We start from the raw sequence: 10,973 nt of genomic DNA, 5'->3' as shown, positions 1-10,973 counted from the left end.
TTTCGCTTTAAATTGATTTTAACCGCTCTTTAACAAAAAGAGCGATAATTATACTAACTTTAGCTAAAGATTGATTGTAGCCCATTTTACGCCTTGTAGTTTAGGTAAGATTTAATCAAATCTTTAGCAAACGCTTTTAATTCATTAAGAGAATGATAGTCTCTCTTTTGACAATACCAATTCACTTTAGATTGTGTGGTTGCAATTTTTAGCGTTGTTTTTTTATGAAGAATGACTTTTACCTCCCTCTTTCAAAAGAGGGGGTTTTAAATTTAGCGGATCTTTAGCGGGTTTCAGTTGAGCTTTTGATGATTACGGTGTTGTAGTCAGGCTGGACGGGGCGTTGGTTGGGCGAATTTTTCATGCGTTTTTTGATTTCAGCTAATTGTTTGGCAGAGACTTCCAAAGGCTCTTCTATCACAAACCATGCCACTCCTTCTGTGCAAGGGGGAGCGGTGAGAGAGCCGTTAAAATGGTAGTAATTGATGGTTTTAGGCAAGAAAGCGTCTAAAGCCACGGCTTTAAGATCCTGTTTCTTTTGAATGCCTTCTAAAATCGGATCAAGGTTGGGGTTTTCTTTCCCTTCTTCAAAGCCAATCGCTAACACTAGCAAACGCCCTTTAGCGTCTTTATGTACGAAATGCGCGCTCAAAGGCCTGGTTTTACCATTAATTAAAAACTCCATAGGGGCGTGGAAATGCACATTATCCAGCACATAGTCATGCCCTCTATAATTGATATGATTAGTCGGCTCAAACGAAGCTTTTAAGGTGTGATGGGTGAAAAAGACCGCTTTAGGTTTGGAAGCGGCGTATTTGAATTGCAAATCAGCTTTATCTTGCGTGTGGTAATAATGCTCAATATTGATAGGAGACTGGCTCTTACCGCTTTTGCACACTTCAAAATCTTTGTGCAATTTGTCCCAGCGGTGCGGGCCATTTTCTTTATTTTTATAATCCCAATGGGCTTTTTCAGCGCCTATAAGAGAAGTTGCAAGCGCTAGAGCGATCAAAAAAGTTTTTTTCATTTTAATTATCCTTTGTTTTAAAATTCTATTAAAAAGCAATGATCTAATTTTAGCGCTTAATCAATAACGATTGCAGTTATAAAAAATAGATTGGTTAAAAGTTGAAAATGATTTTAAATTTTGTTTTACATGGTAACAATTCTATGAAATTAACGCGCCTACAATAGCGAATATAAAATATTTGTTTTTATTAGCCCGCAATTTACAAGCGATTAAAATTTTTGTCTTATGCTTTAAGTTTTCAAATTGAATGAAAATTTAACCCCTTAAGATTTAAATGATGATAACCAAACAATCGTATCAAAAATTCGCCTTAATGCGGGTTTTTGTGTTTTCACTTTCGGCGTTTATTTTTAACACCACGGAGTTTGTCCCTGTCGCGCTCTTATCAGACATTGCGAAAAGCTTTGAAATGGAGAGCGCAACAGTGGGGCTTATGATCACTGCTTATGCATGGGTGGTGTCTATTGGCTCATTGCCCTTGATGCTGCTTAGCGCTAAAATTGAAAGGAAACGCTTATTACTCTTTCTTTTTGCTCTTTTTATCGCTAGCCATATCCTTTCAGCGTTAGCGTGGGATTTTTGGGTGCTGCTAATTTCTCGCATGGGCATCGCTTTTGCCCATTCTATTTTTTGGTCCATCACGGCCTCTTTAGTCATTCGTGTCGCGCCAAGAAACAAAAAACAACAAGCCTTAGGGTTATTAGCGTTAGGGAGTTCGCTAGCGATGATTTTAGGGTTACCGCTTGGGAGGATCATCGGGCAAATCCTGGATTGGCGCTCCACTTTTGGCGTGATTGGAGGCGTTGCTTTGTTGATCATGCTGCTTATGTGGAGATTACTCCCGTCTTTACCGAGTAGAAACGCCGGCACGCTCGCAAGTGTCCCTATACTAATGAAACGCCCGCTTTTGGTGGGGATTTATTTGCTTGTGATTTTGGTTATTTCTGGACATTTCACCACTTATAGCTATATTGAGCCTTTTATCATTCAAATCAGCCAATTTTCTCCTGACATTACGACGCTAATGCTGTTTGTGTTTGGGTTAGCAGGCGTGGCAGGGAGTTTTTTATTCAGCCGTTTGTACGCGAAAAATTCAAGAAAATTTATCGCTTTTGCAATGGTTTTAGTCATTTGCCCGCAACTCTTGTTGTTTGTGTTTAAAAACTTAGAATGGGTGATCTTTTTACAGATTTTTTTATGGGGGGTGGGGATCACTTCGCTCACTATTGCGTTACAAATGAGGGTGTTGCAATTAGCGCCTGATGCTACGGATGTTGCAAGCGCGATTTTTTCAGGGAGCTATAATGTGGGGATTGGGGCTGGAGCGTTGTTTGGCAGTATTGTGATCCACCAATTAGGGCTAGGGTATATTGGCTTTGTGGGTGGGGCGTTAGGTTTGTTGGCGCTCTTTTGGCTTAGGTTTATTACGATAAAGTTTAAAAAAACATGAAAGGCGGATTGGCTAGAAAAAATCCTTTTTTGCGCTAAAAGATATTTTTTAAAATTTAACGATGCTGTTTAAATCCAAATGTGCAAGCCGATAAATTGTCTCTTTCTTTATGTTAAAATAACAAAATTTGTCTCAAATTTTTAAGCGGTGTGTGGTTTAAATGCTCAAAAAAAAGATTGATTTGCATAAAGATTCTATCAGGAAGCTCTTTTTTTATTACTTTATCCCTTTAGCTTTTTCTATGATTTCACTTTCCACTTATTCTATGATAGACGGCATGTTTGTGGGCAAGAAACTGGGTAAAGAAGCTATTGCAGCCGTCAATATCGCATGGCCTATTTTCCCGGCTTTAATAGCGTATGAATTGCTTTTTGGTTTTGGGGCAGCGAGCATTGTAGGGTATTTTTTAGGCCAAAATAAAACCCATAGAGCCAGGCTTGTGTTTAGCAGCGTGTTTTATTTTGTCGCTATAAGCGCCTTTATTTTGAGCATGATTTTACTGCCTTTTAGTGAAAATATCGCGCGTTTTTTTGGGAGTAATGACGCTTTATTAGGCATGTCCAAACGCTACATTGAAATCATTTTAATGGGCGCGGTTTTTATGGTTTTGCACCCTTTAGCGGATGTTTTTGTGGTGAATGACAAACGACCCATTTTAGCGATGGTGGCGATGTTGGTTGGCTCGTTAGCGAATATTTTTTTCAATTATTTGTTTATTTTTGTTTTGGAAGTGGGGGTTCAAGGCAGCGCGATAGCCACCGTGATAGGGCATGCGATAGGGGTTTTAGTCTTAGTGCAGCATTTTTGGTGCAAAAAAGGGCAATTGTATTTCATCAAACGATTTTCTTTGTCTTCGGTCATTTCTTCAGCTAAAAGCGGTGTGCCTCAAAGCACGGCGGAATTTAGCGCTTCTATTATGATTTTATTGTTTAATACCGCTATCATGCACACGGCTGGGGAAAGGTTTGTGAGCATGTATGGGATCGTTATGTATAATGCGATTATCTTTTTTACGACTTTATTTGCGATTTCTCAAGGCATCCAACCGATCGCGAGTTTTAGCTATGGGGCTAGAAATTTAGAGCGTGTGAAAGAGGTGTTTATTTTTGGTTTGAAAGCAGCGTTTTGTATAGGGATTGTTTTCTATGGCGTTTATTATTTCTTAGATGAATTTTTAATCAAGCTTTATTTGCAGCCAAGCGAACAAGACCCCCTTTTTATGCAAGAGACTAAAAGAGCGATGAATATTTATTATGTTGGCTATGTTTTTTTAGGCATGACTTTGTTGTGCGCGGTGTTTTTCCAATCCATCCAACGCACTAAAAGTTCGTTTATCATCACCCTTTCGCACACGCTGGGGTTTATAGTTATTCTATTGCCGATTTTAAGTCATTTCTATGGGATTAATGGCGTTTGGGTAACTTACCCTATCGCGCAATTTTTAGCGTTTTTAGTAGCGTTAGGGGTAACTTATTATGAAATCAAAAAAGGGGTTTTTACCGCTTATAAAGAGAAAAACCCTATCGCTTTGAAAACTTAACCAATAAATAAGGTAAAATTAAGACATGCATGCAGAATTTTTCACTTTCGCGCTCATCATGCTTTTAATTGTGATGGCTCCTTATATGTCTAGAATCTCTCGTTTGCCTATCACGGTTGTGGAGATTTTATTTGGATCTGTTGGGGCGTATGTGGGTTTTATTGAGTCAACTAAAGGCTTTGAAATCATGTCCGAAATTGGCTTTTTGTTTTTAATGTTTTTATGCGGTTTGGAAGTAGAGATTTACTTGTTTAAAAAATTAGGGGTTTCTCTTTTAAAACGCATTTTTGCTTATCTGTTGATTTTATACACGCTTTCATTCATCCTTACTTTTAGCCTTAATTTAGAGCCTATTTTTATGGTGATTTTCCCTATTATCAGTTTGGGCATGATCATGACTTTAGTCAAAGATTATCGTAAAGAGATTTTGTGGCTTGATTTGGTTTTAAAAGTGGGCGTTATTGGGGAATTGTTAAGCATTTTTGGTTTGGTGGTCGTGGATGGGGTGTATTCGCATGGTTTGGGCATGGATTTGATTAAAGATTTAGGCATTCTCATTGTTTTTTTAATCTTAATTATCGTGGCGTTTCAAATCTTTAAAACTTTGTTTTGGTGGTTCCCGCATTTAAAGCTTTTTGTGATGCCTAAAAGCAGTCAGTTTAACCAAGATGTGCGTTTTTCGCTCATGCTCTTTTTTTCCTTGGTTGCGATCGTGGTGTGGCTCAAAATAGAAATGGTTTTAGGGGCGTTTCTAGCGGGGTTAGTCGTTTCTACTTTTTTCCCCCATAAATCAGAATTGATCCACAAGCTCAATGATGTGGGTTTTGGGTTTTTTGTGCCTTTGTTTTTCATCCATGTAGGCTCTACTTTAGACTTAAAATTAGTATTTTTAAACCCGCATTTGATTCTCCAAGGGATATTGATTGTCATAGCGATGTTGAGTTTGCACTTAATCACTTCAACCTTATTGTGGCGCAAATACTTTAAAGAAGCTAAGCATTTATTTTCATTCGCCTTAGGGGCTTCTATGCCTTTAACTTTTTTAGTAACCACTGCAGCGGTAGGCTTAAAAGCGCAAGCGATCTCGCAAAACACCTACTACGCGTTGCTCATGGCGGCTATTTTTGAAGGGGTATTGTTCACGATTGCGATCAAAATACTCAACAAAAAAGCTTAAATGAAAGCTTTAAGCGTCTAAATATTTAGAATCGCTAAAGCTGTTCGCTTGGACATTATTAAACGCGTTTTCTAAGCTATCAAAGAAACGAGGGTGCAAGTTTTGCATTTCTTTTAAGAAATTTTTAGTGGCTAATCGCGCGATAGGGGGTTTATCAGAGGTGGGCTGTTTGGCCGGGCAATTGCAATCAGGGGCAACCGGAATATTTTGAGAAGTGACAAAATGAATGCTGCTGGCTTCTCGAACTTTAATCAAAGGGCGGATCACCAACAAGCCGTTTTCAGCCCTATAAATGGGGGGCATGCTCCTCAAACTCCCGTTATAAGTGAAATTCATAAAAAAGCTCTCCACCGCATCATCTAAATGATGCGCGATAGCGACTTTATTATAGCCTTCTTCTAAAGCCTTAGAATACAAAGTCCCTCGCCTCAAACGAGAACAAAACGAACAAAACGAGCTTTTTTCACGGCGTTTTTCGTTGATCGTGGCAGCGATTTGGGTGTAAATGATCTCATGCTCAATGCCTTGCTCTTGGCACAAATCGCTCAACCATTTCAAATCTTCGCCCAAACCATAATGCACGGTAACCGCTTTAAAATCAAATTTGAAAGGGGCATGTTTTTGCATCCTGGCTAAGATGCAAGCGAGCATGATAGAATCCTTGCCTCCACTCAATCCTAATAAGATTTTATCGCCTTCTTCTATGAGTTTGTAAGTGGCGTTGGTCTTGCCTACAATGTGTAAGACTTTTTTAGAAATTTCATAGGCCATTTTTGATCCTTAATTGTTTTATTTTCTAAAGTTTCGCGCTAAGCGAATGATTTCTTCTTCGCTAATGTGATCGGAATTATATTTCACAATAATGATTTCTTCGCTAATATTAACATACCATTCAATGATTTTGTCCCCTAAAATTTCAAATTGTTCCTCATTATAAGCGTCTAAGGGGAAATAGACATTTTTTTGCTTGGAAGGGTTATGGAGTAAAAAGAGCGATAGCCCCCAAATAAGCCCTAAAGCTACAACGATTAAGCTTGTGTTAGAAACGCCTAAATGATGATAGCTTAACCCCCCGCTCACGCCCCCAACAAAGCTCCCTAAATAGCCAAAAGTAGTGAATTGCCCTAAAACCTTGCCTTTTTCGTTTGCTTTAGCAAATTTAGACGCTAAAGATTGCATGATAGGCTCTAAGGTAGCAAAGCCAATAAAGAAAAACGCCACCCCAACAATAAAGAGCCATAAATATTTCCCCAAAAAGCTAGAGTCGGCTAAAAACAAGCACAAATAACTCATAATAAACAACAACACGCCAGAAAGCATCACCCCTTTAGGCTTGTTGTATTTTTCAGCCATAACGCTCGCTATCCCCATGCTTAAAACCCCTAATAAGGCTCCAGGCACATACACCAAGATCAAAAAACTTTCATCTTTATGGAATTCATTCACTAAGGCTAAAGGGATCAGCACAAAAATAAGCGTCATGAACGCTTTTTCAAAAAAAGAACTTAGATACAAAAGATACAAGGCTTTAGAGTTGGGTTGGTAAGCTTTTATGTTTTTGATTTGGTAAGAAATTTTGGGGGCATCTTTGACTTTTAAAAGCATCAACAAACTCAATAAAGTTAAGATCGCCGTGAGCAAGAAGAGCCATTTTGCCCCCCCAAAGAACGCCACAACCCCAGGGCCAATCGCCATGCTTATAGTGAAGCTAATGAAAATAAACGCCCCCATGATCGCCATGGCTTTGGTGCGCTCTTCTTCTTTCACTTCATCAGCCACCATCGCGCTAATAACCCCCCCTAAAGCCCCCATGCCTTGAATGAAGCGCCCGATAACGAGCGTAATAATATCATTCGCCATAAAGCACACTAACGAGCCAGCTAAAAACAATAATAAGCACACCATAACCACCACTTTACGGCCTATCTTATCGCTAAGAATGCCCATGGGGGTTTGAAAAACAATTTGCGTAAGATACGCTCCGCCCACAGCCAACCCCACGAGTAAGGGGCTGCTTGAATGGAAACTATCCGCATACAAACTGATGACCGGCAAAACAATAAAAAGCCCTAAAAACCGCAACGACGACACTAACGCTAATGGAAAAATTTTCTTAAACATGCGGGTTATTTTACAAGAAAATGCCCAACTTTTGTCATCAATTTGAGGAAGTAGGATTGATAATAAAAGTTTAATTTTAATGGATTTTTAAGAAAATTTTTTGTATAATCTTACTCTTTATTTTTTATAAAATCGCTTGTGTCAAGGTAGCTCAGCTGGTTTAGAGCGCTGGTCTCATAAGCCGGAGGTCGGGGGTTCAAGTCCCCCTCTTGACACCATGATTTTGATTTAAACTTCATTTAATATTCATTTAATCTTTTTTTTAGCAAACCTAAACTACAATAGCGTTGCATCTTTTAATTTCTTACATTAGGGATTTGACGATGATTTTTAGCTCTCTTTTTAGTGTTGTAGGGATGGCGGTGCTTTTTCTTATTGCTTGGGTGTTTTCTAGCAATAAAAGGGCTATTAATTATCGCACGATTGTCAGCACCTTTGTGATTCAAGTGGCTTTAGGGGCGTTGGCTTTATATGTGCCTTTGGGTAGGGAAATGCTGCAAGGTTTAGCCAGTGGCATACAAAGCGTGATTTCTTACGGCTATGAGGGGGTGCGTTTTTTATTTGGCAATCTCGCTCCAAACGCTAAAGGCGATCAAGGGATAGGAGGCTTTATCTTTGCGATCAATGTTTTAGCGATCATTATCTTTTTTGCTAGCTTGATTTCACTTCTATATTATTTAAAAATCATGCCTTTATTTATCAATCTCATCGGTGGGGCGTTGCAAAAATGCTTAGGCACTTCTAAAGCAGAAAGCATGAGTGCAGCGGCTAATATTTTTGTAGCGCACACCGAAGCACCCCTAGTCATTAAACCTTATTTGAAAAGCATGAGCGATTCAGAGATTTTTGCGGTCATGTGCGTGGGCATGGCTAGCGTTGCGGGGCCTGTGTTAGCCGGGTATGCGAGCATGGGCATTCCTTTGCCTTATTTGATCGCTGCTTCGTTTATGTCCGCTCCTGGGGGTTTGTTGTTCGCTAAAATCATTTACCCGCAAAACGAAACCATTTCTAGCCATGCAGATGTTTCTGCAGAAAAGCATGTCAATGCCATAGAAGCTATCGCTAATGGGGCAAGCACAGGGCTAAATTTAGCCTTGCATGTGGGAGCGATGCTTTTAGCCTTTGTGGGGATGCTCGCACTCATTAACGGGCTTTTAGGGGTTGTAGGGGGGTTTTTAGGCATGGAGCATTTGTCTTTAGGGTTAATTTTAGGTACGCTCTTAAAACCCTTAGCCTTTATGCTAGGCATTCCGTGGAGCCAGGCTGGGATTGCCGGAGAAATCATAGGCATTAAAATCGCGCTCAATGAATTTGTGGGTTATATGCAATTTTTGCCTTATTTGGGCGATAACCCTCCTTTAATCTTGAGCGAGAAAACTAAAGCTATCATCACTTTTGCGTTGTGCGGGTTTGCTAACTTAAGTTCAGTCGCTATGCTCATTGGAGGGCTTGGCAGTTTAGTGCCTAAAAAGAAGGATCTCATTATAAGGTTTGCTTTAAAAGCGGTGCTTGTAGGCACGCTTTCTAATTTCATGAGCGCGACTATTGCCGGGTTATTCATAGGACTAAACGCTCATTAAAAGGACAAAACATGCAAAAAAGAGTGGTAATCTTATTATTGGATTCTTTTGGTATAGGGGCTAGCGAAGACGCTAAAGATTTTGGCGATTTGGGGGCGAACACTTTAGGCAATATCGCTAAGGCTTGTTTCAATAACCTGGCTGATTCTAACGATCGCAATGGGGCTTTGAAACTGCCTTATTTAGAGAGTTTGGGTTTAGGTTTGAGTGCTTTAAAAGCCGCAAACGAATTGCCCTTAGGCTTTCAATCCCAACCTAATTTAATAGGGGCTTACGCTTACGCCAAAGAACTTTCTAGTGCTAAGGATACGATTTCTGGGCATTGGGAGATGATGGGCGCGCCCGTTCTTTTTGAGTGGGGGTATTTTAAAGACAAAAATGATTCGTTTCCTAAAGAAATTTTAGATGAAATCATGCACAAAACTAAGATTAAGGGCTATTTAGGGAATTGCCATGCATCAGGGACTGAAATCATTAAAGATTTAGGCGAAAAGCATTTAGAAACTTTATACCCCATTTTTTACACTTCAGCAGATTCAGTGTTTCAAATCGCTGCACATGAAGAAAAATTTGGGCTGGATAACTTATACGCTCTTTGTGAAGAAGTGTTTCAAATTCTAGAGCCGTTAAAGATTGCCAGAGTGATCGCGCGCCCCTTTATTGGCACAAATAAAGACAATTTCAAACGCACCGCTAAGCGCAAAGACTATGCGATAAAGCCCCATAAAAAATTGCTTTTTGAAACATTCATTGAAGAAAAGCAGGGCGAAGTCATTAGTATTGGAAAAATCGCTGATATTTACGCTCATGTGGGGATCACTCAAAAGTTCAAAGCCGGTAGTTTAATGGAGCTATGCGATGTTACTTTAGAGCGAGTCAAAAACGCCCCAAACAACAGCTTGATTTTTACGAATTTTGTGCATTTTGATAGCGATTATGGGCATCGGCGCGATATTAGCGGGTATGCTAACGCTTTAGAGTATTTTGATGCGCGCTTAAAAGAGATTTTAGAAAATTTAAGGGAAAACGATTTGCTCATTCTTTGCGCCGATCATGGGTGCGATCCCAGCTTTAAAGGCACCGATCACACACGAGAATACATTCCTGTTTTGTTCTACCACAAAGATTTACAACCAGCTTTTTTAGGCAAGAGCGAGTCGTTTGCGGATATTGGGCAGAGCATCGCTTATTTTTTGGGATTAAGCCCCCTAGATTATGGCAAAAACTTATTAAACTTTAAAGGACAACCATGACCCCTCACATTAACGCCAAAATCGGCGATTTTTATCCTCAATGCCTTTTATGCGGCGATCCCTTAAGGGTGAGCTACATTGCAAAAAAATTTTTACAAGACGCCAAAGAGATCACGAATGTGCGTAACATGCTAGGCTTTAGCGGGAAGTATAAGGGTAAGGGGATTTCTTTAATGGGGCATGGCATGGGTATTGCGTCATGCACGATTTATGTAACGGAGCTCATTAAAACCTATCAGGTTAAAGAGCTTTTAAGGATTGGCACTTGCGGGGCGATTAGCCCAAAAGTTGGCCTGAAAGACATTATCATGGCGATTGGAGCTTCAACGGATTCTAAAACCAATCGGATGCGTTTTTTAAACCACGATTTGAGCGCAACGCCTGATTTTGAATTGAGTTTAAGAGCGTATCAAACAGCAAAGCGTTTGGGTATTGATTTGAAAGTGGGTAATATTTTTTCAAGCGATTTTTTCTATTCTTTTGAAACGCATGCCTTTGATTTGATGGCCCAATACAACCATTTGGCTATTGAAATGGAAGCGGCAGGGTTATACGCCACGGCGATGGAATTGAACGCTAAAGCTTTATGCTTGTGCTCGGTTTCGGATCACTTGATCACTAAAGAAGCCTTAAGCCCTAAAGAAAGGGTAGAAAGCTTTGATAACATGATAATTTTGGCTTTAGAGATGATGAGTTAGCCTTTTTTGTTGCCCCCATAAGTTAAGGATAAAATTTTAAGGAAAACCCTTAAAGCTAAAAGCCTTAAGGGAACTTTGGAAAAACTAAAGCTATCGTTTTACAGAAACTTCGTTTTACAAAACT

Annotated in this window: 9 protein-coding genes and 1 tRNA gene; 7 read left to right on the top strand and 3 right to left on the bottom strand. The window is 39.7% G+C overall.

The features are described 5' to 3' along the window. Window positions 1-283 precede the first annotated feature (283 nt). Complete coding sequence (locus QU01_RS06230) at window positions 284-1,027, bottom strand: carbonic anhydrase (RefSeq protein ID WP_033762908.1); 744 nt, start codon at window positions 1,025-1,027, stop codon at window positions 284-286. 277 nt (window positions 1,028-1,304) lie between these two features. Between QU01_RS06230 and QU01_RS06225 the strand changes: the two genes are divergently transcribed. From QU01_RS06225 to QU01_RS06215, 3 genes are all read left to right on the top strand, one after another. Beyond that, window positions 1,305-2,480, top strand: coding sequence for a sugar transporter (locus QU01_RS06225; RefSeq protein WP_033762910.1), 1,176 nt, complete (start codon window positions 1,305-1,307; stop codon window positions 2,478-2,480). A 160-nt stretch (window positions 2,481-2,640) separates the two neighbouring features. After that, window positions 2,641-4,020 carry an HP1184 family multidrug efflux MATE transporter gene (locus QU01_RS06220; protein WP_033762911.1) on the top strand — a complete coding sequence of 460 codons (1,380 nt, stop codon included), beginning with the start codon at window positions 2,641-2,643 and terminating at the stop codon, window positions 4,018-4,020. Between the two features lie 25 nt (window positions 4,021-4,045). Next, window positions 4,046-5,197, top strand: a complete 1,152-nt coding sequence (locus tag QU01_RS06215) for a cation:proton antiporter (protein ID WP_033762912.1) — start codon at window positions 4,046-4,048, stop codon at window positions 5,195-5,197. Window positions 5,198-5,206: 9 nt separating this feature from the next. Here QU01_RS06215 and QU01_RS06210 read toward each other — a convergent pair whose 3' ends face one another. Together QU01_RS06210 and QU01_RS06205 are read right to left on the bottom strand one after the other, a co-directional pair. Next, a complete protein-coding gene (locus QU01_RS06210; RefSeq protein ID WP_000312858.1) occupies window positions 5,207-5,968 on the bottom strand; it encodes a tRNA 2-thiocytidine(32) synthetase TtcA in 762 nt (253 codons plus the stop codon). A gap of 18 nt (window positions 5,969-5,986) precedes the next feature. Further along, entirely contained in the window at window positions 5,987-7,279 is a 1,293-nt protein-coding gene (locus QU01_RS06205; RefSeq protein WP_324286956.1) for an MFS transporter, read from the bottom strand. 179 nt (window positions 7,280-7,458) lie between these two features. Between QU01_RS06205 and QU01_RS06200 the strand changes: the two genes are divergently transcribed. The 4 genes from QU01_RS06200 to deoD all read left to right on the top strand — a co-directional run bounded on the left by QU01_RS06200 (window position 7,459) and on the right by deoD (window position 10,849). Then, window positions 7,459-7,536, top strand: a tRNA-Met gene (locus QU01_RS06200). Between the two features lie 105 nt (window positions 7,537-7,641). Beyond that, the gene (locus QU01_RS06195; RefSeq protein WP_033763550.1) at window positions 7,642-8,898 is read left to right on the top strand and encodes a NupC/NupG family nucleoside CNT transporter; all 1,257 of its coding nucleotides are present in this window, start codon (window positions 7,642-7,644) and stop codon (window positions 8,896-8,898) included. An 11-nt stretch (window positions 8,899-8,909) separates the two neighbouring features. Further along, complete coding sequence (locus QU01_RS06190; RefSeq protein WP_033762919.1) at window positions 8,910-10,151, top strand: phosphopentomutase; 1,242 nt, start codon at window positions 8,910-8,912, stop codon at window positions 10,149-10,151. Beyond that, window positions 10,148-10,849, top strand: a complete 702-nt coding sequence (gene deoD / locus QU01_RS06185; RefSeq protein ID WP_033762921.1) for a purine-nucleoside phosphorylase — start codon at window positions 10,148-10,150, stop codon at window positions 10,847-10,849. Before QU01_RS06190 ends, deoD begins: the two co-directional genes overlap by 4 nt. Window positions 10,850-10,973: the final 124 nt, after the last annotated feature.

Source organism: Helicobacter pylori SA221C (assembly GCF_000476855.1).
GTDB classification, from domain to species: Bacteria; Campylobacterota; Campylobacteria; order Campylobacterales; family Helicobacteraceae; genus Helicobacter; species Helicobacter pylori_DK.
This window is presented reverse-complemented; position numbering and strand designations above follow the sequence as displayed.

Excerpts from the sequence above, each read along its gene's own strand:
- QU01_RS06230 (WP_033762908.1), bottom strand. The coding sequence starts at position 1,027 with ATGAAAAAAACTTTTTTGATCGCTCTAGCGCTTGCAACTTCTCTTATA.
- QU01_RS06225 (WP_033762910.1), top strand. The coding sequence starts at position 1,305 with ATGATGATAACCAAACAATCGTATCAAAAATTCGCCTTAATGCGGGTT.
- QU01_RS06220 (WP_033762911.1), top strand. The coding sequence starts at position 2,641 with ATGCTCAAAAAAAAGATTGATTTGCATAAAGATTCTATCAGGAAGCTC.
- QU01_RS06215 (WP_033762912.1), top strand. The coding sequence starts at position 4,046 with ATGCATGCAGAATTTTTCACTTTCGCGCTCATCATGCTTTTAATTGTG.
- QU01_RS06210 (WP_000312858.1), bottom strand. The coding sequence starts at position 5,968 with ATGGCCTATGAAATTTCTAAAAAAGTCTTACACATTGTAGGCAAGACC.
- QU01_RS06195 (WP_033763550.1), top strand. The coding sequence starts at position 7,642 with ATGATTTTTAGCTCTCTTTTTAGTGTTGTAGGGATGGCGGTGCTTTTT.
- QU01_RS06190 (WP_033762919.1), top strand. The coding sequence starts at position 8,910 with ATGCAAAAAAGAGTGGTAATCTTATTATTGGATTCTTTTGGTATAGGG.
- deoD (WP_033762921.1), top strand. The coding sequence starts at position 10,148 with ATGACCCCTCACATTAACGCCAAAATCGGCGATTTTTATCCTCAATGC.